Origin of the sequence: Bradyrhizobium erythrophlei, from assembly GCF_900129425.1 — a bacterium.
Taxonomy (GTDB): domain Bacteria; phylum Pseudomonadota; class Alphaproteobacteria; order Rhizobiales; family Xanthobacteraceae; genus Bradyrhizobium; species Bradyrhizobium erythrophlei_C.
Map to the genome: position 1 here is coordinate 36458 of NZ_LT670817.1, position 22447 is coordinate 58904.

Below are 22447 nucleotides of genomic sequence, written 5' to 3' on the forward strand. Positions count from 1 at the left end.
AAGCAGGAGAAGGTCATGACAGTACGCAAAAGCTTGCCGATCGGCATCCTCGGTTTATCCCTCATCGCAGCCGGCGCGAACGCCGAGGAAGCCATCAAGATCGGCCTGATCCAGCCGCTGACCGGATCTGTGGCCTATAACGGCACGACCGACGTCAATGGCTCCAAGCTGGCGCTTGACGAAATCAACGCCAAAGGCGGCGTGCTCGGCAAAAAGGTTGAGCTAGTCATCGAGGACGGACAGTGCCGTCCGGCGAATTCGGTCAACGCGGCGGAAAAGCTCATTCAGCGCGACAAGGTTGTCGCGATCTCCGGCGCCTTCTGCAGTTCCTCGACGCTGGCCGTGATGCCGGTCGTCGCCAATTACAAGCTGCCGCTGATCACCGGCGTCTCTTCCAGCGCGGAACTGACCGAGAAGGGCAATCCGTGGTTCTTCCGGGCGACCGAGACCGACGCCTTGCTGGCCAAGTCCTTCTCCAAGATCCTTTATGACCAGTTGAAGCTGCGCAAGGTGGCCTATATCGGCGTCAACGACGACTTCGGCCGCGGCGGCGTGGCGGAGTTCGAGAAGCAGATGACGGCGCTCGGCGCGACTACCGTCATGAAGGAATATTTCGAGCACGGCACGTCTGACTTCTATACGCTGCTGACCAAGCTGCGCTCGTCGGGAGCCGACGGCGTCTTCGTCGCCGCTGAAACCCAGGATGGCTCGACCCTCGTCAAGCAAAAGGCCGAGCTTGGTTTGACGATCAAGGTGTTCGGCGTCGGCTCCTGGGCGACGCCGGATTTCATCAAGCTGACCGGCGACTCATCCGAAGGCATTTACGCCGCGGTTCCCTATGCTTCGACGATGACGACACCGAAAAACAAGGCGTTCGTCACCGCCTATACCGCGCGTTACGGCGAAGCCCCCGGTAAATATTCGGCGGCCGGCTACAACGCGGTCAACATTCTGGTCGATGCGATCAACCGCGCCGGGTCGACAGACCCCGAGAAGCTGCGCGATGCGCTCAGCAAGACGAACTATGAAGGTCCGAACGGTCATTTCGAGTTCGACAGCAAGGGCCAGGCAAGCGGCTTCACGGTTGTTCTGGTTCAACTGCTGAAGGGTGTTCCCACCGTGGCGGCCAGCACGACCATCGAACGCTGACAATGCTCTGCGGAGGCGGCGCCTGACGCCTCCGCCTATTCCTTTCGCGACACCGGAACTTTGTGAGAGAAAGATGGATCTGTTTCTTCAGCTCCTCGCCAATGGCTTGGTCATAGGGACATTCTATGCGCTCTCCGCCCTCGGCCTGACGCTGGTGTTCGGCCTCATGCGCGTGGTGAATTTCGCTCATGGCGAGCTTTACGTGGTGGGTGGACTACTGGGATGGGCCTTGACCGACCTTGTCGGGCTCAATTTCTTTCTGACGCTGGCCGTCGTCATCGTCTGTCTCGCGGTCGGCGGCTATCTGATCGACCGGCTGCTGATGGCGCGGGTGCGCGGGCAGGGCGAGGAACCGACCATCCTGCTGACGATCGGCCTGTCGATCTTCCTGACCAACACCGCGCTGCTGATCGTCGGCACGGCGCCGCAAAAGGTCGTCTCTCCATTTGCGAACAAGCCGTTGTTCTTCGGCCCCGTCGTCATCACGCAGTCGCGGCTGGTGCTGGTGGCGATTTCCGCCGCCGTCATTCTCGTCGCTCATCTCCTGATTCAACGAACCAGGCTCGGCCGCTCGATGCGCGCCACGTTCCAGGATTCCACGGCCGCGCAGCTTGCCGGCATTCGCACCAGCCATGTCTACGGCTTCACCTTCGCGCTGGGGGCAGCGCTTGCCGGTGCTGCCGGAATGCTGCTGAGTTCGATCTATGTCGCGCAGGCCACCATCGGTGATGTCGTCAGCCTGAAGGCGTTCGTGGTCGTCATCCTCGGCGGAATGGGGAGTTTTGCGGGCGCCATTGTCGGCGGGCTTATTCTCGGAATATCGGAGGCCTTCTGGGGCGGTTACATGTCGAGCGGATATGTGGATGCGATCGGCTTCGGGCTGGTCATTGCGATGCTGCTGGTGCGTCCCTACGGCCTGTTCGGCAAGACTGCCGAGCGCGCGTGATGATATTCGAGCGCAATATTCTGCTAGCGATGCTGGTGGCCGCACTCGTGGCGCCGCTATTGTTCCAAAATCAATACGCTTTGCATATCGGCGTGCTCATCATGTTTTCGGTGATGCTGGCAACGAGCTTCAATCTCATCGTCGGCTATGTCGGGGAATTCCCTCTCGGCCATACCGCATTTCTTGGTGTCGGCGCCTATACCGTCGCTTTGCTCTCGACCCGGCTCGCGCTGCCCTTCCATGTCGCTGAACTCGCCGCGCCATTTGTGGCCGCGCTGTTCGGGCTCGTCATCGGAGCGATCACGCTGCGGCTGCGCGGGCCGTTCTTCGTGATTGTGACGCTGTGCTTCGCGGAGGTGCTGCGGCTGGTCGCCAACAACTGGATCGGCCTGACCAACGGCCCGATGGGAATTTCCGGCATCGAAAAGCCGGCATGGGCCATCGCCGGCGACGCGCTGCAGCAGAAGATGGCCTATTACTATGTCGGCGTTCTGCTGGCTGCCGTCTCCCTGTTCGTGTCCTATCGCTTTGTCTATTCGAATATCGGCCGGGCCGCTGTCGCGGTTCGGGAGAATCGTTTCGTCGCCCAGTCAATCGGCATTTCGCCGTTCTATCTCGGGCTGGTCACGTTCGTGCTGGCGGCCGGCATCGCGGGGCTGGCCGGTGGCTTCTACGCCAATTATGTCTCCTTTGTCGGGCCGGAGGTGTTCGGCTTTTCCTTCATGATCTCCATGATCATCATGGTGCTTGCCGGAGGCAAGGGGACGCTGATTGGTCCGGTCGTCGGTGCCGTCATTGTCGTGCTGCTGGAAGAGTACCTCCGCGATTTCAAGGAGCTGCGCTTTTCGATTTTCGGCCTGACCGTGATGGCCGTGGTGTTGTTCCTGCCGCGCGGCATCATGGGATTCATCACCCGGCGATACGAGACGTACAGCCGCGGAGCCGCTCGCGATGCTTGAGATCGACAACGTCTCGAAGCGGTTCGGCGGGTTGCTGGCGCTGTCGGATATCAGTTTCGGCGTGGGTGCCGGCGAGATCGTCAGCCTGATCGGACCCAACGGAGCGGGCAAGACGACATGCCTCAATCTTATCACCGGCTTCTTCCGGCCGTCGGCAGGAAAGGTGATTTATCGAAACGACGACATTACCGGGCAGGCGCCCTACGCGATTGCACAGACCGGCCTGATACGGACTTTTCAGAAGACCAATGTGCTGAAGGGTCTTACCGTATTCGGTAACGTGCTGACGGCCCGTCATCGACATGGCGAGACTTCGCTGCTGCGCACGCTCTTTCCGGGCCGCGCGCAGCGCGGACGCGAGCGCCAGCTGCGCGACGAGGCGGCGGCCATCGTCGAACAGGTCGGCCTCGGCGATCGCATGAACGTGGAAGCCGATTCGCTTTCGTGCGGCGAACTGCGGCTGCTGGAACTTGCCGTCGCGCTCGGCGCCGGCCCGCAACTGCTGATGCTGGATGAGCCGGCGGCGGGCCTGAACACCGAGGAAGCCAACCGGCTCGGCGCCGTGCTCAAGACGCTGATCGGGAATGGCGTCGAAGCCATCCTGCTGGTCGAACACAATATGGCGCTGGTGATGGAAATCTCCCACCGCGTCGTCGTCCTCAACTTCGGGCGCAAAATCGCCGAAGGCACGCCGGACGACATTCGCAATAACACCGACGTCATTGAAGCCTATCTCGGCAAACCCGCAGCATGAGCAGCATCGACCCCATTCTCGAATTGCGAGGCGTGGACGCCTCCTATGGCAAGGTGCGCGCGTTGCACGGGGTCAGCTTGAGGGTCGAGCCCGGCGAGGTCATTGCGCTGATCGGCGCCAATGGCGCCGGCAAGAGCACGACGCTGCGCGTGATGTCGGGCTTGATCACGGCTTCGGCGGGTGAAGTTCTGCTGGATGGCGCCGCGATCACCCGGCACCGGCCGGACATGATCGTGCGAAGCGGCATCGCGCATTGCCCCGAGGAGCGCCGGATCTGGCCTGAACTGACCGTGCACGAAAACCTCGCGCTCGGCGCTTATATCTGCAGCGATCGCTCCGAGGTGAAGCGGCGGATGGAAGGAGTGTTGCAGCGGTTTCCGCGGTTGCGCGAGCGCAGCCTGCAATTGGCCGGTACCCTTTCCGGAGGCGAACAGCAGATGCTCGCCATCGGCCGGGCGCTGATGTCGGCGCCGCGCATCCTGCTGCTCGACGAACCGAGCCTGGGCCTCAGTCCGCTGATCATGCAGGAAGTGCTGGCGGTGGTGCGGCAGCTGCGAGATCAGGGCATCACGATCGTGCTGGTCGAGCAGAACGTGCACAACGCGCTTTCGGTCGCGAACCGGGCTTATGTGTTTACCACGGGGCGGATCGTTGCCGAGGACAGCGCCGCGGGACTGCTCAAGAATCCGGATCTGCTGCGCGCCTATCTCGGCGGCTAACGCAGCGCTTTTGGCGCTCGGAAAATCGAGTCCGCAGATTGACGTGAGCGCTGCGGGACGGAGCATTCTTCCACGGGTTCCAGCGCCGATCCGGCCTTATCGCCTCGCGTGAGGCCTGCGAGCTGTTCCGTACAAAAACGGATCGCCTCGAAGGCGAACCGAGACCATCCACAGATCAATTTGTTTGGCGCCGAGGGTTGATGAACCAATCGGCCATGGTCCATAACCGTCGCCCCGCGGCCGGCGATTCAGTCGCCGTGGCGGCTTGAGAAAGATTGCGCTTGGCAAACATCAATCGGCAGATCGCGGAAGAACTCGGCGTTCGCGAACAACAGGTCGAGGCGACGGTGGCGCTGCTCGACGGCGGCGCCACGGTTCCGTTCGTTGCGCGTTACCGCAAGGAAATCACCGGCGCGCTCGACGATGCGCAGTTGCGCACGCTGGAGGAGCGTCTTAATTACCTGCGCGAACTGGAAGAACGCCGCGTCGCGATCCTCAATTCCGTCCGCGAACAGGGCAAGCTCGACGCCGCGCTCGAAGCGGCCATTCTGGCGGCCGACAGCAAGGGCCGTCTGGAAGACATCTATCTGCCGTTCAAGCCGAAACGCCGTACCAAGGCCGAGATCGCGAAGGAAGCGGGGCTGGAGCCGCTGGCCGACCTGTTGCTGACGCAGCCGGAAAACGATCCGCAGGCCGCGGCCGCACCGTTCATCAATGCCGACAAACAGGTGGCCGACGCGGCAGCCGCGCTCGACGGCGCCCGCGCCATCCTGGTCGAGCGCTTCGCCGAAGACGCCGACCTGATCGGCGCGCTGCGCGAGCAATTATGGTCGAACGGCCTGATGGCTTCCACCGTGCGCTACGGCAAGAAAACCGAAGGCGAGAAGTTCAAGGACTATTTCGACTTCAGCGAGCCGTTCACCAAACTGCCGTCGCACCGCATCCTCGCCATGTTCCGCGGCGAGAAGGAAGAGATCCTCGACCTGCAGATGCTGCCCGAGCGGGTCGCCGCCACGCCGGCCCCGGTCAGCTCCTATGAACTGAAGATCATGCAGCGCTTCGCGATTTCCGATCAGGGGCGCCCCGGCGACAAATGGCTGACGGAAACCGCGCGCTGGGCCTGGCGCACCAAGATCCAGGTCCATCTCAATATCGATTTGCGGATGCGGCTGTGGACCGCGGCCGAGCAGGAGGCGGTGCGCGTGTTCGCGTCGAATCTGCGCGACCTGTTGCTGGCGGCGCCGGCCGGCGCGCGCGTCACCATGGGCCTCGATCCCGGTTTCCGCTCCGGCGTCAAGGTCGCCGTCGTCGACGCCACCGGCAAGGTGGTCGCCACCGCCACGATCTATCCGCACGAGCCGGCGCGGCGCTGGGATGAAGCTCTGGCGACGCTCGGTAAGCTCGCCGTGCAGCATGGCGTCGATTTGATTGCGATCGGCAACGGCACGGCGTCGCGCGAAACCGACAAGCTCGCCATGGATCTGGTGAAGCTGCTGCCGGACCTGAAGATGTCGAAGATCGTGGTGTCGGAAGCCGGCGCTTCGGTCTATTCGGCGTCGGCCTTTGCGTCCGAGGAATTGCCCGAACTCGACGTCACCTTGCGCGGCGCGGTGTCGATCGCCCGTCGGCTGCAGGATCCGCTGGCCGAACTGGTCAAGATCGATCCGAAGGCGATCGGCGTCGGCCAATATCAGCATGACCTTGGCGAGAGCAAACTGGCGCGCTCGCTCGACGCGGTGGTGGAGGATTGCGTCAACGCGGTCGGAGTCGATGCCAACACCGCCTCGGCGCCGCTGCTGGCGCGGGTATCGGGGATCGGCAGCGGGCTGGCGCAAAGCATCGTCGAGCACCGCGACGCCAACGGTCCGTTCAAGTCGCGCAAGGCGCTGAAGCAGGTGCCGCGGCTTGGGCCGAAGGCGTTCGAGCAGTGCGCCGGCTTCCTGCGCATCACCGGCGGCGACGATCCGCTCGATGCCTCCGGCGTCCATCCGGAGGCCTATCCGATCGTGCGCAAGATTCTTGCCGCGACCAAAAGCGACATCAAGGCGCTGATCGGCAACGCGGAGATCCTGCGCCAGGTCAAGCCGCAGAGTTTCGTCGATGACACCTTCGGTTTGCCGACCGTGACCGACATTCTGCGCGAGCTGGAAAAGCCCGGCCGCGATCCGCGCCCGGCCTTCAAGGCCGCCGTGTTCAAGGAGGGTGTCGAGACGCTGAAGGATCTCAAGCGCGGCATGATCCTGGAAGGTACAGTCACCAACGTCGCGGCTTTCGGCGCCTTCGTCGATATCGGCGTGCACCAGGACGGGCTGGTGCACATCTCGGCGATGTCGAAAACCTTCATCAAGGATCCGCGCGAGGTGGTGAAGTCGGGCGACATCGTCAAGGTGAAGGTGCTGGAGGTCGAGGTCGCCCGCAAGCGCATCGCGCTGACGCTGCGTCTCGACGACGAGGTCGGTGGCAAGAGCGAGCGCCCGGCACAAGGCGTGCCAAAGGTTAAATCCCGCGGTTCGACGGCGTCACCGGCGCCGCGCAAGCCGCAACCGGAGTCCGGCGGCGGAGCGCTCGCCGAAGCCTTGCGCCGCGCCGGCGAGAAAAACGGCAACGGCAAGACCAAGGCTTAGAGCAAGATGGTTTTAATTTGAATCGGTGTCCTTCACCTCTCCCCAGCGGGGAGAGGTCGATTTGCGTAGCAAATCGGGTGAGGGGGCGCTGCATCAACGATAGACCGTAACCCCTCACCCGGCGCTACGCGCCGACCTCTCCCTATGGGAGAGGTAAAATTTCCGCTGCGTCGCGCGCGTCTCGAAGGATGATGCACCACACTGGAGAACACTTCAGGCCTTGGTCTTCTTGACCGCCTTTTTGGCGGCGTGGGCCTCCGCCGCGTTTCGCATGGACCTGGCGTAACTGTCCGCGGCGTTATCGGCGGAAGTTTGCAACCTTCTGGCGGCGGCAACTCCCTGCGCCATGGTATTTTTGGAGATCTGCTTGTATTTTTCCCTGGTCTCCTTGTCCTTTGCCTTGGCAGCGAGAGCGTTGTATCGGTCGCGCCGGCTCTTTGCGGCGGCCATGAGGTCTTTATTTTGTTGCTTCGCAAGGTGCCGAATTACGACATCCAGATCGGCTTCCGCCATTGTTGGTTTCCTCAACTGCCATCGGAACATTCCATATAATCGACTATGCAATTGCTGAAGCGGCTTTGCAATTATGCGGCCGGCGAACGCACCATTTTCTCCCGGGGCGGCTGTGATGTAGCCGGGTTCGCTTTGCCGAAGACGATCCCTTTGGCTTCGGTGCCAACCGCCGTCAGCAGCGCGATGACGACCGCGACGGACCCGGCCACGACAGCGAGGGCGAGACCATAATTGCCGCCGAAGTGCGAGGCGATAGCGGCCTGAAGCGTCGCGTTCACGGACGCAAACAAGTTGCCCAACTGATATACGACGCCGGGAAACGTCCCTCTTGCGGTGTCGGGTGACAATTCGTTCAGATGGACGGGGACGATGCCCCAGGCACCCTGTACCGTGAACTGCATCAGGAAGGCGCCGATCGCGAGCAAAGCGGGACTGTTCGAAAATGCCCAGAGCGGGATCACCGGCAGGGAAAGCAGCGCCGAGACGATAATGCATCGCCGCCTGCCGAAACGCTCCGACAGCGTACCGAACAGAATGCCGCCGCAGATGGCGCCGATGTTGTAAATGACCGCGATGATGCCGACGGCGTGCGGAGACAGCTTGTGCTCCACCTGCAGAAACGTCGGGTAGAGATCCTGCGTACCATGGCTGAAAAAGTTGAACGCGGTCATCAGGACCACGGCGTAGAGGCCCAGGCGCCAGTGCGATTTCAGCACCGCCAGCGTGCCGCCCTTCTCGACGGCGGCCTCCCTATTCCAGCTCGGCGACTCCGGCACATTGCGGCGGATGTAGAGAACGAGCAGGGCGGGAATGACGCCGACCATGAACATTCCGCGCCATCCGATGTACGGGAACAGCACGCCATAGACGATCGACGCCAGAAAATAACCCGTGGGATATCCCGATTGAAGCAGCCCGGAGACAAAGCCACGGGCGTGGGGCGGGATCGTTTCCATGGTGAGCGAAGCACCGACGCCCCATTCGCCGCCCATCGCGACGCCATACAGGGCACGCAGAACGATCAGAACGGTCAGGCTCGGCGCAAAACCCGATGCGAATTCGAGAATCGAATACAAGAGGATGTTGACCATCAGGGTCGGGCGGCGCCCCCAGCGGTCGGCGGCCCGGCCGAAAATGAAGGCTCCGACCGGACGCATCGCCAACGTCAGGAGGATGGCGACGGTAACAATCGAGATGTCGGTATGAAACTCTGCTGCAATGTCCTTGAGTACGAACACCAGAAGGAAAAAGTCGAAGGCGTCCAGTGACCATCCCAGAAAGCTTGCCGCTACGACGTGTTTCTGTTGGCTGGTCCAGCCGGACAAGGCTGCAATCGCCATTATCTCTGTCTCTGTCCTGAATTGTGGGAGGCTTTGATTCGATATCCGGGGGGATCAATAGTTCGCTTTGGGGCGAGGGCAAATGAATTGAAGGTTACCTTGACCCATCAAATGCCGGGGTGCCCGGCCTGAGGAGGGGATCGATTAACCGGAAGGCGAGGCCTGGCCCGTTCTGGGTCGGCCGCGACCGTCCGATTGGCGCGTCGCTGGCCTCCACGCCGATCGGCGGATCCGCTCCGATCCTGGAATCCACAACGGCACTTCCGTTCCTACGGCCGGCACAGTCCGGATGCGCTGATTTGGACCGGCAGCAGTCAGGAAGGCCTGCACCTCAAGAACGTCCCGCGGGAAGAGCGTCCCGCGGGAAGTTTTTCGCTGCCTCAGGCGCGTCTGGCACAAGCGCGTCGAAGCAAAGATAGGTCGGGTACGTCTGCTTGCGGGTCGCGGATCCCGGGTGCGGACAAGTCGCGAAGGGACTGTGGCGCGAACAATTCGGCGGGTCGTTTGTCGACCCGCCAACAGCAGCTTCTTTCTTCCGCCAATGCGCTAAAAATTACATCGACTCAACAAATACGGCAGCCGCCCCACGATAGGCAGCAGCCTCCGAAACCGCAGCCGCCCCAAACGCCCAAACCCCAGCCGACGCCGCAACCGCCGCAACCGCCGCAACCGCCGCAACCGCAGCCTCTGCAGCCACAGCCGCCACCGCAACCGCGGCAGCCGACGCCGATACCACCGCGACATCCCCCGCCGCAACCGCGAGCTCCACCGCCACATCCACCACCATGACCGCAGCCGCCACAGCCGCCGCAGCCGCGCGCTACCTGCGTGAAGCCGGCGGTGCCGTTTTCCTTGTCGAAGAGGTAGAATGTAGCAAGACTTACGTCGGCTATTTCCTCTTCGCTAAGAACGAACCGTTGATTGGGTATGGTGTTCAGAAATTGCGGATCGTCCGCAGTCGCAGGAGCCGATGCGGATGCGCTTCCCACCAGCGAAAGACTCAGTCCGGCGGCACCTAGAGCCGGCACACCAGCGGCTTTGTTCAGACGCTTCCGCTTCGAAACACGCTTCACCCGGGACATGTAGCATCCTCCATGCCAGTGTTCAGTTTCAAACCCGAAGATTTTACGTTTGGCTCATGCTCCACCGCAAGCTGGAACGAGTTCACAACTCGTTGCTACATGCCCAGTTCCCGTTCATGTTGATGAACAACGCGCCGCTCCCGTCATGATCACGATCGCATTCAAGGCGGGCGCGCACCGTATGATGCACTGCCGCATGGGTGCGGTCGGAGCAATCTGAATGGTTGAGCAATCCGCCGTATTCGCCTGGTACGAGTTGCTGACGACAGACGTGTCGGCGGCGCAGTCCTTTTACAGCAAGGTGGTGGGCTGGGACGTGCAGGACGCCTCCACCCCCGAATTTGCCTACCGGCTTTTCAGCGTCGGCGGGACGCCTGTCGCGGGACTTATGGAGCTGCCGCTCGACGGGCGGAAGGAGGGGGCGACGCCGCGATGGATGGGCTATGTCGCGGTCGAGGATCTGGACGGGGTCGTCGATCAGCTCAGGCGTCTTGGCGGCACGGTGTACGTGCCGCCGATGGACAGCAACGTCGGCCGGCTCGCGGTGGTCGCCGATCCGCAGACTGCGTCGCTCGCCCTGATCAAGGGATTGAAATATGGCAACCCCGCTGCAGAGCCAGGCGGGCTTGGCCGCGTCGGCTGGCATGAACTACTCGCCGCCGACGCAAAAGCGGCGTTCGAGTTCTACGGCAGCCTGTTGGGTTGGCGGAAGGCGGAGCCCATGACTACGCCAATAGAGTCCTATCAGCTCTTCGCCGCCGGTGAATGGACGATGGGCGGTATGTTCAACAAAATCGTCAGCGCGCCAGTCCCGTTCTGGCTTTACTATTTTGAAGTCGCCGATCTCGACCTTGCCATGGGCCGGGTGAGGGCGGAGGGCGGGCAGATCACGCGAGGGCCGATCGAGTTGTGGGCCGACATCTCGATTGCCCACTGCATCGACTCGCAAGGCGCCGTGTTTGCGCTGCAGGGAAAGCGGACGAACACTGGCCAGGCCGATGATCCGCAATCTGACCCGCAAGTAGGCTGGTCGGCCAAGTGGGGCGACATCTCCTCTCGCGGCCGGCTGCTCGGGGTCAAGCCCAGAGGTAGGAGCGGCCGTTGAAACAGGTCGGCCGCCAAGTCTTCCTGCGCCGGCCTGGGGGACGGCGGCGCGGCTTGCCCACGCTTTGTCATGATGGGTTTCGGGAAGGGCTCGACTCATCGTGCACGGGCTGGTTTCGAATCTTCGCAATTTACGCCCCGCAAAACCTGCAAACAAAAGAGGCCGCCAAACCGAGGCGGCCTCCGCGCATGGTTGACGCGAAATGGTCAGTTTTTGAACCCCAGGCTGGAGCAAAACCAATTCATATCAGCACTTCTCGAACCATGCTTGAGTCCGCCCTCCACGCACTCGGTGTAGGTTTTGTAGTTGGCCAAGTTTCTGCACGTTGGCGAAAGAGCTGGCCAAACTCCGACATTGCATCTTTCGGGCGAGGTGGGGGACGTTTGTCGCCAGTCGGCATTGGCGGATGCAATCGATACGACGGTGACGGCGAGAAGACTTGCAACCAAGAGTAGCGAGGCTTTCATGGCTATTTCCTCCCAAACTTTATGACTGCATCATCCCAAACAATTTGAGGTCATCCCAAACAATCTGAGAGTGCATGCGATAGATATCACACTTGCAATGCAGAAGTTGGGAGAGCGCTAAACTTTCCGGCGCGCCAAAGATGCCAACGGCGATCCCCCGCGTTGCGGTAGGGGTCGTCGAGAATTATTGCTGCAGTGCATAAGTCCGGTTATGGGGCCGCGCGAAGCGGACATTGGCCGCGCCGGTTGGAAGCGAGCCTGAGGTCGGGCTTACTCACCAAGTTCTGGCGATAACATCAGGTTAGAGCAATCGAAGCCGCTCCGAGAAGGATTGCGGCTCACTGAATTAGATTTCGCAGTCGGTTGAATTCAAAGCCTTACGCAAGCCGCCAAACGCGCTTAGCCGACAGGGCTCGGTGCCGCCGGCGGTCTTTGAACGATCGGGAATAGCAGCTCGCCTGATATTGGTAGTCTTTGGCTTCGGCTTGGGAAGGGCGGCGGTAGTGACTTTCTTTGGTTTGGGATCGTGCTTTGGTTCGGGATCGTGCCGATGGGGCTTGATAATCTGCAGGGCCTCCGCGAAGCCGATAGTGGCAGCTTCCGATGGAGAAATGCGTTCGTCGACCGGGTCAGGCTGCGTTGGCGTCTCGCTTTTCGCATAGGTAACTTCAAGTCGATCAGCCTTCGGCAAAGCACCATGTGAATCGGAAATGCCTTCGGTTGTCTCGCCAAGGGGCTGAACGACTGTTACAGCAGCAGGTACTGCAGCAGGCCGTGGAGTTCTGAGTTCCATTGCCGCCAGTGCTCCCACACCCACTGGGATGAGGAGGCCCAACAACACCATTCTCAGCATGATGTTCCCCCCGACTAGGATTCGTGCTGATGAAATTCTCCGATCTAATGAGGCAACTTGGCGGCGGCGTGCGCGGTGTTTGCCGACAGGGTTAATGGAGGAGACCCGACGCACGCCGCGACGTCCGAATCCGGGACCCAAAGCGGCGATGCTCTGTCCCGTCGTTCCGCCGCCACCTCAACTCCACATCAAGACGTACGTGACCGACAAACGGGAGCGGCTGAATGGCAGCAACACGTATCACCCGCGACTGCCCGCGAATGCTCCCGCTGGTCAGTTCTGGGCGGTTGACGTCTACGATGCGGAGACCGGCGCATTCATCCGCGAGCCGCCCGTCGCCTGAGTTCGGTGGTTCGTCTTGCGCTGCTCACCAAAGAACTCCGATGGCCAAGTGCGCCCCAAGAACGGCCAATCCTGAAAAGAACCAGCGCCGAAATGTCTCGGGACGCATGACGCGCAGCAAGTGTTGCCCTGCAATCATTCCGGCCAGAGCGGGGACGAGGGCGAGGAGCGAATATAAGCCGGTGCCGAGATTAAGTGTCCCGGCGCTGGCCAATGACCAGGCAAGTGCGATGGTGGAGACAGTGAAACAGAGGCCGAGCGCCTGCATGAACTGTTCGCGCTCGAAGCTTAACGCCTGAAGGTATGGCACTGCGGGTATTACAAACACGCCGGTAGCGGCGCTGATGAATCCTGTTGCGCCTCCGACAAAAGTGCCCAGCCACCACTCGGCCCAAGCCGGCACATGTGGGACGCGCACATTCATCAACCCAAAAGCGGCGTAAGCTATCAGCGCGATGCCAAGGGCGGCCGATGCGAATGCGGTCTCCGAACCGGCTATCAGACTCGCGCTGGCCCAGGTCCCAAGACATATCGCCAACTGCATCGGCCAAAGCCGTCGCACCAGGCTCCCAAGGCCAGGCCCGCTCATCATTTGCCAGACGTTTGTTATCAACGCTGGCACTACGATAAGAGCTGCGGCGTGGGCAGGAGGCACTGCCAAACTCAGCAGACCTACTCCGACCGTCGGCAGGGCAAGGCCAGTGACGCCTTTGACTAATCCCGCGAGCAAGAATGCGGCGGCAACGACGACAAGATAGACGATTGGGTTCGACATACCGACAGAGTTGTCTGTCGCCTCCAAAAGGCGCAATGAGGGATTTTCATAACCCTGGCTTCGGCTGCAACATAGGCAGAATGGTAACTCGTCGAGGAGTTGCGCCGTGCATTTTGATCTTACCGATTTGCGCCTGTTCGCCGCCGTAGTGGAGGAGGGCAGCATTACAGTTGGCGCTTCGCGCGCAGGCATCTCTCTCCCGTCGGCAAGCGCACGCATGAAAGGGATGGAGGAGATGCTCGGAACGGCTTTGCTGGAGCGACATCGTCGCGGCGTGCGTCCGACGCCCGCCGGTCATGCGTTGTTTCGCCACTCTCAGCTCGTTTTGGCACAAATGGAACGACTGCGCGGCGATCTGCGCGAGCATGCGCGCGGAGGCGTGCGGGGACACATCAGGTTGATATCAAATACCACTGCGCTGGAAGAATACTTGCCGGATGTTCTCGCCGGCTGGCTTGCAACCAATCCCGGCGTCGATATCTCACTGGAGGAACGCCTCAGCTACGAGATAGCTCCGGCCGTAGCGCAGGGCCACGCCGACATCGGCGTGCTGGTGTCCGCCGACTCGGCTGGCGTCGAGGGACTGGAGACCTTCCCCTTCCGCATTGACAGGCTCGTCGTCATCGTGCCGCGCGGCCACGCGTTGGCGGGGCGGCGCAGCATAGCATTCGTTGACCTGCTCGATGAGGAGTTTGTCGGCCTCGTGGCCGGCAGTGCGCTTGCCGAGCATCTCGCATGGCAGTCAACGCGTCTTGGCAGATCTCTGAAACCGCGAATTCGGGTACGAGGACTGGATACCGTTTGTCGCATGGTGGAGGCTCGTGTGGGGATTGCCGTCGTGCCGGAAACGGCCGCTACGCGCTGTCGGCGAACCATGGCACTCCGTACGCTTCGACTCACGGATACATGGGCAGTGCGGCAATTGATCGTTTGTGTACGCCGCAAGGAGGCGCTGCCAGCACATACACGCCGATTGGTCGAGCACCTGGCCGGTACAGCCAAAACAGATGCGTAATTTGCGAAGCCGCATCGAAACAACTTCGGCTGCAAGCGCGTGTTAGTCGAAAAGTCTGCCATTCGCACTTCTCACGCGATGTCCGATTTGATTCCGGAATGCCTATCAAAGCGGAAGTTCGCCAGCCACTTTGGATTTGTCGGTTCACGCCCTAGGCGGGACGGCGGGGCACGATGCCGATGGGGGTGAACGTGTAAACCGCTTCGCCGCGTTGATTGTAGGCGGTCCATTTGACCCGCGCGATGCCTTGCGGTTTGGTCCGCGACGGAATCAGTTCAACCACTTCGCCTTCGATGTGGATGACGTCGCCGGGCCGCACCGGCATCATCCAGCGCAGATCATCGACGCCAAGTCCCAGAAGCGGATGCGGCCCGAACGGCCGAACCTGAACGGCAAGGCGCATCGCGATGGCGGCCGTGTGCCATCCTGATGCGGCAAGCCCCTTGAAGACGGTCTTTTCGGCGGCGGCTTCGTCCAAATGGAACGGTTGCGGATCGAATTCGGCCGCGAACCGCTTGATGTCTTCCCTGGTGACCGAAACCTCACCGCTCTTGAAACGCATTCCCAACGTCAGGTCATCGAACCACTCAATCATGGTGCCCTCGATTCAAACCCACATTGCAACGGAGACATGTCAGATACCAGGTTCGCCGGGCAAGTGCGAGTTCGAGTGAACCTGATCGAGAGGCTCTGACCCCGCGCGGCGACCGGCGACCTGCCGCGCACCGTACCGGCCAATTGTTGCGCTGATGAGGCCTGCCGAACACCGGCAGCAGGCGCGGGTTCTCCGTCCGGCACCGATGAAGACCGGCCGACGAGATACTAAAGCGCTTTCCAGTTGTATCGAACCACAATCAGGCACTCAACGGGCCCGATGGTTCGAGACGCGCGGCGTTGCCGCGCTCCTCACCATGAGGGTCTCAGACCTCATCCTGAGGAGCATCGCGAAGCGATGCGTCTCGAAGGATGATGCCACCGAACTGGAAGGCGCTCTATCCTCAGGAACAGAACGGCTCGCGCCTTGTGAAGACGATTCCCAGGGCAGCCCCACTCATAATGGGTTCTGGCGCGTCTCTCATGGCTTGGTCGCGGCGCAACTCGACGTCGTTTTCATGAGCGCCCAAATGGCGTCGAGGTGAGTGCCATTTTGATTTTGGTCATTGGTGCCTTCGGTTTGCCGGTGCAGCTGGCGCTGAATCGGCGCCGATTCCCACCAGCTCATCGAGAGCTCCTTGCCGTATTGCGGCCAGACCCGGACTTTGATCAGCAGCTCGTCACACCCCGGAATGGCGTCACGCAGCGTGCTGTGCAATTGGTCGACGCCCAAAATGCCGTGCGCGGAGCGCGCGTTGGCAATCGTCGTTACCGGTGCGGAGATATCGGTCAGCCATTCAGTGGTATTGACCTTCGCGCGTGCTTTTTCAACGCGGTCGCCGAGTTGGGCCGGCGGTTGCGTTTTGGCATTCGGTGAATCATCGCTGGAATCGAGCAGATCGTTGGGATCGTTGGAGATGACGATGACGAACGGCGCCAATTGCGGCTGCGCCGCGTGCACGGCCAGCGCGAGTTCCTTCGCTCCCAGCGCTCCGTAATTTTCGAAATATCCGCCGTCGACGATGCGATCGACGATCGCCTGATCCTGATTGCGAACCGCACCGGGCGGCGAAATCAGCGGGAAGCGCGCCGAGTTAAGCGCCGCCGTGCTCAAACGGATATCATCGCCGCCGGCATCGCGCAGCAAATAACGCTCGAATCCCCCCACCCAGCCAAACCAGGCGTCCGATCCTACCTTGGTTGTCAGGAGATCATGAAAACGGTCCGCCTGAACAAACAGCGGACAGTCGGACGCGACATCCGCGGTTGGGCATTCTCCCTTCGGGGAATAGGTCATCGCCAAGGCCGTTGTGATAATGCGGCTGCCGGTGGCTTCCGATGTTCCATTGAGAACCAGCAGGGGAATCCAATGCCCCGGCCGCGGCCGCAGGGTGAGAAATGGACAGTTCAGGCCCTTGCATGACGGCAGCGAGGCGGGCTGATCGGCGCGCGTGACGACCGCCTGGAAGCGATTGTCCCAGGTGTCCTCAAGGACGGCGGCCCGGTCCCGAAAAAAGCCGAACGGCAGCATGTCGTTGAAGGCAAAGCCGAAGAAACCGGACGTCAAGAAGTCGCCGCTGGTCAGCGCCTCGAAACAGTCGCGCCAGTTGTTGACCGTGTCACCCCACCACAGATCGACCGGCTTTTGAATGCAGGGATGATCGTTGCTGTCGTTCTTGGCGGCGAGCGCCGCGGTGACCATGACCGCGCCTGCGGCGCCCCCCGAAACGCTGGAAATGGCGAACAGCCGGTTACGCACCTGGTTGGGGTCGAGGCCATGGGTGGCCGCCTCCTGCATGAAGTAACCGATGATGGTCGACATGAAGAAGGCGGCACGGCTCGCCCCACCGGCCGCGGCGATGATGATCGGCCGGGGACAGGTCGCGGGTGCCCCGTCGCACCCGTTTTCGTGCATCCACGTCGCTACCGCGGCGTCGAGCCGTATCGGACTGACGTCGACGGCATGTCCGACCGTGCCGGCGGCGACGACGCGGCGTACCGTATGGTTGTCGCCGATCAGAACGACGAGCCCGGAAATCGCCAGGAAAAGGATAAGGATCAGCGGCGCGCGGAATTGCCGGCCGAACCCGGAAACATTCGACAGGAACGGCACCCAGCCGCCAAGGATGAATGGAACGGCCATGGCGCGTGGAAACAGTTGCCCCGCGGTGTCCGCGCCGAAGCCGAAAATGCCGAGGAAAATGACGAAAATCGCCAGGAGAATGAACCGGCCCACGTCGCGACTGGCTTCGTCGTCCGAGCCGCGCACGTCCATAAGGCCGGGCGATATCATGCGCCACAACGGCGCCAACCGCCTGTTGATGCGCTTGATCGATCGCAGGACCGGCAGGTCAGCGCTGCGCGACCGCCTGATCACATAAAGCAGGAATACCGCGGCGCCAACCACGACGAGCACCGTCATTTCCATGAGCGACCGGTCGACCGCTGCGATGACTTCCTTCTGGTCCAGATCGGGCAGGTTCAGGTATGAACGGCAGATCGCGATCAACACCGCGACGAAGGTCAGCAAGCCCAGTGCCCGCGGCACCCACTTTGACGAACGTTCCAGGCATGCCGCCCGATTCAACGCCGTCTCTCCCGCCAGAAATTCCTGAAATCTCGTATCGGTATCGAGCAGCATCCGCGCCGCGTAATGCGTGGGCATCGCCCACCCCGCGAACAAGACAAACAGGAAGAAAAACATCCACCAGGTGGGCGCGCCGGCAAATTCGACGAAAACGTCCTGGGCTTGCGGCACCAGGCCAAGGAACAATAGTCCCAGCGCAGTGGTCGCGAGCGGCACGCGGGCGATCCACAGCACGAGTGCGAATCGCAGGATGCAATCCCAGCATCGCGCCGCAAATTGGCGGATATAGTTGCGGCGTCGCGCCGGCCGGGAGCGCGCAGGATCATGGTCTCGATCCGGTCGCGGGATTGTCGAGAGATCCCCGTCCGTGCTCATCGCAGGCGTCCCCCATGCACCCTTCGAGGTTACAAAGCAGGCGCGATCATTTCAACCAGAACTTGCATTTTTCCGCGCCAGCGGCGGGCGCCGGTTGGTGTCATCTCCGGCAAGTGCAGGCTACGTGAAAAAAGCCGGTCGCGCGAGCGGCCGTTGCCGTTCCGGATCAGCGCCACATCCCGCGCATCCGCGCCCCGACGTCGATGCGCGGCCCCTGGCTCGCGGCGCGCGCGGCCGCACCGACGACCGCGAGCGGCCAAACCGTCTTTTCGAATAGGCCGAGCAAACGATCCGGAATGAACCGCGTCCGTGACGCATAGACGTGGCGGTCGCCCTTGGCGTGCTGGCCATGGGTGAAGAAACGCTGCGGCACGATCAGATGCAGATCGTCCCTGGCGCGGGTCATGGCGACGTAGAGCAGCCGGCGTTCTTCCTCGAGTTCGGCGGACGTGCCGGCGCCGAGATCGGACGGCATGCAGCCGTCGACCACGTTCAACACGAACACCGATTTCCATTCCTGGCCCTTGGCGGAGTGGATGGTCGACAGGATCAGATAGTCCTCATCGAGCAGCGGCACGCCGGCCTGGTCGCTGGTCGCATCGGGCGGATCGAGCGTCAGCTCGGTGAGGAAGCGCTCGCGCGAGGGATAGCCGCTGGCGATCTGTTCGAGCTGGATCAGGTCGGCACGGCGGGTTTCCGAATCCTCGTGGATGCGATCCAGATGCGGCTCGTACCACAGCCGCGCGCGTTCGAGGTCGGCCGGCCAATTGGAATGACGGAGGTCCGCCACCGCACCGACGAACGCTCTCCAATCTTCGCCGGCGCGCGGCGGGGCCGGCACTTGCGCGAGCGCTGCGATCGGATCGGCGCCGCCGGCCATGTGGTCGAGCACGCGTTGCGCCGAGGCCGGGCCGACTCCCGGGATCAGATGCATCAGCCGGAAACCGGCGACGCGGTCACGCGGATTTTCGACGAAGCGCAGCAGCGCCAGCATGTCCTTGATGTGGGCGGCATCCAGGAACTTGAGTCCGCCGAATTTGACAAAGGGAATGTTGCGGCGGGTCAGTTCGACTTCCAGCGGGCCGCTGTGGCTGGAGGTCCGGAACAGCACGGCCTGCTGCTTCAACAGCGTGCCGGATTCCCGGTTTTCGAGAATGCGTTCGACGATGCAGCGGGCCTGGTCGGCTTCGTCGCGCACGGTGACCAGCCGGGGCTTGGAGCCCGATGCCCGGTCGGTCCACAGGTTCTTGGTGAAGCGCTCCTTGGCGAGATCGATCACGCCGTTGGCGGCGGCGAGGATGGTCTGGGTCGAGCGATAGTTGCGGTCGAGCGTGATGATATCGGCCGGCGGCGAGAACTGGCTCGGGAAATCGAGGATGTTGCGCACGGTGGCGGCGCGGAACGAATAGATCGACTGCGCGTCGTCGCCGACCACGGTGAGGCCGTGACCGCCGGGCTTGAGCGCCAGCAGGATCGAGGACTGCAGGCGGTTGGTGTCCTGATATTCGTCGACCAGCACATGGTCGAAACGGCCGCCGATATCGCTTGCCAGCGCCGGATCGCTCATGGTCTGCGCCCAGTACAGCAGCAGGTCGTCGTAATCGAGAACGTTCTGCTTTTGCTTGGCCTCGACATATCCGGCGAACAGCTCCTTCAGCTCGGCGGCCCATCCGGCGCACCACGGAAATGACGATCCAAGCACCTGCTCGATCGCGGTCTCGGCGTTGACGCAGCGCGAGTAGATCGCAAGGCAGGTGCCCTTGGTGGGGAAGCGACTCTCGGTTTTGGAAAATCCCATGTCGTGCCGGATCAGGTTGATCAGGTCGGCGGAATCCTCGCGGTCGTGGATCGTGAAGCCAGGGTCTAGTCCGATCTGGTCGGCATAGTCGTGCAACAGCCGTGCGCCGATGCCATGGAAGGTGCCGGCCCAGGCCAGAGCGTCCGTCATCACGCGGGCATTATCGCCCATCACCTTGCGGGCGATCCGCTCGACGCGCTTTGCCATTTCGGATGCCGCGCGGCGCGAAAACGTCATCAGCAGGATGCGCCGGGGGTCAGCGCCGTTGACCATCAGATGGGCGACGCGGTGGGCCAGCGTATTGGTCTTGCCGGAACCCGCCCCGGCGATCACCAATAGCGGCGCAAACGGGCCCGGCCCCGCGGCGCCATGCTCGACGGCCCGCCGTTGTTCCGGATTGAGGCTTTCGAGGTAACTAGCTGCCGCTGCCACGGAGTGATTCGTCCCTTGGGATGAAAGATCACCCTCCGTGATTCCCGCCTAGCGCACAATGATTGCGGCGGGGTGGCCGAGCGCTCAGCCCTGCTCGGCCTTCACCAGCGCGATCAGCTCGTCGCCGTAATGTTCCAGCTTCTTGTCGCCGATGCCGGGAATGCCGCGAAGTTGGGCCAGCGTTGCCGGACGCACGGTCGCGATGCCGTCGATCGTGGAATCGTGCAGCACCACATAGGCCGGCACGCCGCGCTGGCGCGCAACTTGCGAACGCCACGCCCTGAGCGCCGCCAGCAGCGTTGGACTGCCGGTTTCACCCCGGCCGGCCGGCGGCTGCGCAAGATCGCCGCGCCTCGATTTGACCCGTGTGGCGCGAATGCGGGTGCCGGCGGCCTGCTCGCGCAGCATCACCTCGGTCTCGCCTTTCAACACGCCGCGCGCGGTCTCGGTCAGCTTCAACGCGCCAAAGGCTTCACCGTCGGCCCGAAGATGGCCCATCGCCACCAGCTGGCGCAGCGCGGCACGCCACTGCTTTTCGTTGAGTTCGGCGCCGATGCCGAACACGGACAACTTGTCATGCCCGAACTGCTTGACGCGGTCGGTCATGCGGCCGACCAGAACATCGATCAGGTGCATCGCGCCGAAACGCTGGCCGGTGCGATAGGCGCAGGACAGCAGCTTTTGCGCGATGACCTTGCCGTCGCGCACCAGCGGCGGCGACAGGCAGTTGTCGCAATTGCCGCATTTGCTGGCGGCGGGCGTCTCGCCGAAATATCCGAGCAGGCGGGTGCGGCGGCAGTGCGCGGTTTCGGCCAGTGCGACGAGCGCCTCCAGCTTGGCGATCGAGACCCGCTTGAACGCGTCGGCGCCGGTGGACTCATCGATCATGCGGCGTTGCTGCACGATGTCAGACAGGCCATAGGCCATCCAGGCGCTGGACGGCTTGCCGTCGCGGCCGGCGCGTCCGGTCTCCTGATAATAGGCCTCGATGCTTTTCGGCAGATCGAGATGCGCCACGAAGCGCACGTCCGGCTTGTCGATGCCCATGCCGAACGCGACGGTGGCGACGATCACGATACCGTCCTCGTTGATGAAGCGGTCCTGGTTGCGGGCGCGCAGACGGGCGTCAAGGCCGGCGTGATAGGGCAGCGCCTCGACGCCGGCCCTGGTCAGTGCTGCGGCGGTATCTTCGACCTTGGCGCGCGAAAGACAATACACGATGCCGGCGTCGCCGGCGTGGCGCTCGCTGATGAAAGCCTTGAGCTGCGCCGGCGCGTTCTGCTTGTCGACGATTTCATACCTGATGTTCGGGCGATCGAAGCTCGCGACAAAGCTCGGCGCGCCGGAAAGCCCGAGGCGATCGACGATCTCGCGGCGGGTGAGATCATCGGCCGTGGCGGTCAGCGCGATGCGCGGCACGTCGGGAAAGCGCTCCGATATCACCGACAGGCCGATATATTCCGGACGAAAGTCGTGCCCCCATTGCGACACGCAATGCGCCTCGTCGATCGCAAACAGCGCGATCCTGGCGCGGCCGAGCAGCGCAAGACAGCGCGGCGTCAGCAGCCGCTCCGGGGCGACATAGAGCAGGTCAAGATCGCCGGCGAGGAGTCGCGCCTCAACCGCGGAGGCTTCATCGAAGGACAATGTGGAATTCAGGACCGCCGCCTTGACGCCGGCCTCGAGCAGGCCCGCGACCTGGTCACGCATCAGCGCGATCAGCGGCGAGACCACGATGCCGCAGCCCTCGCGCAACAGCGCTGGCAACTGGTAGCACAGCGACTTGCCGCCGCCGGTCGGCATCAGCACAAGGCAATTGCCGCCGCCCACGACATGGCTGACGATCTCTTCCTGCGCGCCGCGAAAGCCGGGCAGGCCGAACACCGAATTCAGAACGGCAAGCGCGTTCGGAGCGATGCCGGTTTCGGGGTTGCGGACGGCGGGAACGGGCATGCGGGTTTAGTTTTCCGATTCGGGCGGTCACATATATTCGCTTTCACGTCGGCTTCGGGCAAATA

General features: G+C 62.4%; 19 protein-coding genes. 9 read left to right on the plus strand and 10 right to left on the minus strand.

Going from position 1 to position 22447, the window contains the following annotated elements; all coding sequences use genetic code 11:
* The first annotated feature begins 15 nt into the window (after nt 1–15).
* From B5527_RS00215 to B5527_RS00240, 6 genes are all read left to right on the plus strand, one after another.
* Nucleotides 16–1149 (plus strand): ABC transporter substrate-binding protein, encoded by a 1134-nt coding sequence (locus B5527_RS00215; protein WP_079599502.1) that lies wholly within the window; start codon nt 16–18, stop codon nt 1147–1149.
* A gap of 73 nt (nt 1150–1222) precedes the next feature.
* Nucleotides 1223–2095, plus strand: a complete 873-nt coding sequence (locus B5527_RS00220; RefSeq protein ID WP_079599503.1) for a branched-chain amino acid ABC transporter permease — start codon at nt 1223–1225, stop codon at nt 2093–2095.
* Nucleotides 2095–3054 carry a branched-chain amino acid ABC transporter permease gene (locus B5527_RS00225; RefSeq protein WP_079599504.1) on the plus strand — a complete coding sequence of 320 codons (960 nt, stop codon included), beginning with the start codon at nt 2095–2097 and terminating at the stop codon, nt 3052–3054. The genes B5527_RS00220 and B5527_RS00225 overlap by 1 nt, the downstream gene beginning before the upstream one ends.
* Nucleotides 3047–3808 (plus strand): ABC transporter ATP-binding protein, encoded by a 762-nt coding sequence (locus tag B5527_RS00230; RefSeq protein ID WP_079599505.1) that lies wholly within the window; start codon nt 3047–3049, stop codon nt 3806–3808. The genes B5527_RS00225 and B5527_RS00230 overlap by 8 nt, the downstream gene beginning before the upstream one ends.
* Nucleotides 3805–4527: an ABC transporter ATP-binding protein gene (locus tag B5527_RS00235; RefSeq protein ID WP_079599506.1), complete on the plus strand. Its 723-nt coding sequence runs from the start codon at nt 3805–3807 to the stop codon at nt 4525–4527. The genes B5527_RS00230 and B5527_RS00235 overlap by 4 nt, the downstream gene beginning before the upstream one ends.
* A 281-nt stretch (nt 4528–4808) precedes the next feature.
* Nucleotides 4809–7151 (plus strand): Tex family protein, encoded by a 2343-nt coding sequence (locus B5527_RS00240; protein WP_079599507.1) that lies wholly within the window; start codon nt 4809–4811, stop codon nt 7149–7151.
* A gap of 213 nt (nt 7152–7364) precedes the next feature.
* Here the strand turns inward: B5527_RS00240 and B5527_RS00245 are convergent, their stop codons facing one another.
* The 3 genes from B5527_RS00245 to B5527_RS43200 all read right to left on the minus strand — a co-directional run bounded on the left by B5527_RS00245 (nt 7365) and on the right by B5527_RS43200 (nt 9806).
* Entirely contained in the window at nt 7365–7664 is a 300-nt protein-coding gene (locus B5527_RS00245) for a hypothetical protein (protein ID WP_079606942.1), read from the minus strand.
* 71 nt (nt 7665–7735) lie between these two features.
* Nucleotides 7736–9007, minus strand: coding sequence for an MFS transporter (locus tag B5527_RS00250; protein WP_197689324.1), 1272 nt, complete (start codon nt 9005–9007; stop codon nt 7736–7738).
* 550 nt (nt 9008–9557) lie between these two features.
* Complete coding sequence (locus B5527_RS43200) at nt 9558–9806, minus strand: hypothetical protein (RefSeq protein ID WP_154071908.1); 249 nt, start codon at nt 9804–9806, stop codon at nt 9558–9560.
* Between the two features lie 500 nt (nt 9807–10306).
* On the opposite strand from B5527_RS43200, the gene B5527_RS00260 reads away from it, so the two are divergent.
* Nucleotides 10307–11191 carry a VOC family protein gene (locus B5527_RS00260; RefSeq protein ID WP_079599510.1) on the plus strand — a complete coding sequence of 295 codons (885 nt, stop codon included), beginning with the start codon at nt 10307–10309 and terminating at the stop codon, nt 11189–11191.
* Between the two features lie 813 nt (nt 11192–12004).
* On the opposite strand, the gene B5527_RS00265 is transcribed toward B5527_RS00260, so the two are convergent.
* A complete protein-coding gene (locus tag B5527_RS00265) occupies nt 12005–12511 on the minus strand; it encodes a hypothetical protein (RefSeq protein WP_079599511.1) in 507 nt (168 codons plus the stop codon).
* A gap of 148 nt (nt 12512–12659) precedes the next feature.
* On the opposite strand from B5527_RS00265, the gene B5527_RS45130 reads away from it, so the two are divergent.
* A complete protein-coding gene (locus B5527_RS45130; protein ID WP_338065144.1) occupies nt 12660–12854 on the plus strand; it encodes a DUF1214 domain-containing protein in 195 nt (64 codons plus the stop codon).
* 24 nt (nt 12855–12878) lie between these two features.
* Here the strand turns inward: B5527_RS45130 and B5527_RS00275 are convergent, their stop codons facing one another.
* Complete coding sequence (locus B5527_RS00275) at nt 12879–13628, minus strand: sulfite exporter TauE/SafE family protein (protein WP_079599513.1); 750 nt, start codon at nt 13626–13628, stop codon at nt 12879–12881.
* Between the two features lie 106 nt (nt 13629–13734).
* On the opposite strand from B5527_RS00275, the gene B5527_RS00280 reads away from it, so the two are divergent.
* A complete protein-coding gene (locus B5527_RS00280; RefSeq protein ID WP_079599514.1) occupies nt 13735–14643 on the plus strand; it encodes a LysR family transcriptional regulator in 909 nt (302 codons plus the stop codon).
* 151 nt (nt 14644–14794) lie between these two features.
* On the opposite strand, the gene B5527_RS00285 is transcribed toward B5527_RS00280, so the two are convergent.
* The 5 genes from B5527_RS00285 to recQ all read right to left on the minus strand — a co-directional run bounded on the left by B5527_RS00285 (nt 14795) and on the right by recQ (nt 22382).
* A complete protein-coding gene (locus B5527_RS00285) occupies nt 14795–15238 on the minus strand; it encodes a MaoC family dehydratase (RefSeq protein ID WP_079599515.1) in 444 nt (147 codons plus the stop codon).
* A 480-nt stretch (nt 15239–15718) separates the two neighbouring features.
* On the minus strand, nt 15719–18199 hold the full coding sequence (locus B5527_RS00290; protein ID WP_079599516.1) for a hypothetical protein: 2481 nt from the start codon (nt 18197–18199) through the stop codon (nt 15719–15721).
* A gap of 29 nt (nt 18200–18228) precedes the next feature.
* Nucleotides 18229–18375 carry a hypothetical protein gene (locus B5527_RS43205; RefSeq protein WP_154071910.1) on the minus strand — a complete coding sequence of 49 codons (147 nt, stop codon included), beginning with the start codon at nt 18373–18375 and terminating at the stop codon, nt 18229–18231.
* Nucleotides 18366–20429 (minus strand): ATP-dependent helicase, encoded by a 2064-nt coding sequence (locus B5527_RS00295; protein ID WP_079599517.1) that lies wholly within the window; start codon nt 20427–20429, stop codon nt 18366–18368. The genes B5527_RS43205 and B5527_RS00295 overlap by 10 nt, the downstream gene beginning before the upstream one ends.
* Before the next feature lie 84 nt (nt 20430–20513).
* The gene (gene recQ, locus B5527_RS00300) at nt 20514–22382 is read right to left on the minus strand and encodes a DNA helicase RecQ (protein WP_079599518.1); all 1869 of its coding nucleotides are present in this window, start codon (nt 22380–22382) and stop codon (nt 20514–20516) included.
* Nucleotides 22383–22447 lie beyond the last annotated feature (65 nt).

Coding starts and splice junctions, on each gene's coding strand:
- B5527_RS00215 (WP_079599502.1), top strand. CDS start 16: ATGACAGTACGCAAAAGCTTGCCGATCGGCATCCTCGGTTTATCCCTC.
- B5527_RS00225 (WP_079599504.1), top strand. CDS start 2,095: ATGATATTCGAGCGCAATATTCTGCTAGCGATGCTGGTGGCCGCACTC.
- B5527_RS00220 (WP_079599503.1), top strand. CDS start 1,223: ATGGATCTGTTTCTTCAGCTCCTCGCCAATGGCTTGGTCATAGGGACA.
- B5527_RS00230 (WP_079599505.1), top strand. CDS start 3,047: ATGCTTGAGATCGACAACGTCTCGAAGCGGTTCGGCGGGTTGCTGGCG.
- B5527_RS00235 (WP_079599506.1), top strand. CDS start 3,805: ATGAGCAGCATCGACCCCATTCTCGAATTGCGAGGCGTGGACGCCTCC.
- B5527_RS00265 (WP_079599511.1), bottom strand. CDS start 12,511: ATGCTGAGAATGGTGTTGTTGGGCCTCCTCATCCCAGTGGGTGTGGGA.
- B5527_RS00275 (WP_079599513.1), bottom strand. CDS start 13,628: ATGTCGAACCCAATCGTCTATCTTGTCGTCGTTGCCGCCGCATTCTTG.
- B5527_RS00245 (WP_079606942.1), bottom strand. CDS start 7,664: ATGGCGGAAGCCGATCTGGATGTCGTAATTCGGCACCTTGCGAAGCAA.
- B5527_RS00285 (WP_079599515.1), bottom strand. CDS start 15,238: ATGATTGAGTGGTTCGATGACCTGACGTTGGGAATGCGTTTCAAGAGC.
- B5527_RS00290 (WP_079599516.1), bottom strand. CDS start 18,199: ATGAGCACGGACGGGGATCTCTCGACAATCCCGCGACCGGATCGAGAC.
- B5527_RS45130 (WP_338065144.1), top strand. CDS start 12,660: ATGCTCTGTCCCGTCGTTCCGCCGCCACCTCAACTCCACATCAAGACG.
- recQ (WP_079599518.1), bottom strand. CDS start 22,382: ATGCCCGTTCCCGCCGTCCGCAACCCCGAAACCGGCATCGCTCCGAAC.
- B5527_RS00260 (WP_079599510.1), top strand. CDS start 10,307: ATGGTTGAGCAATCCGCCGTATTCGCCTGGTACGAGTTGCTGACGACA.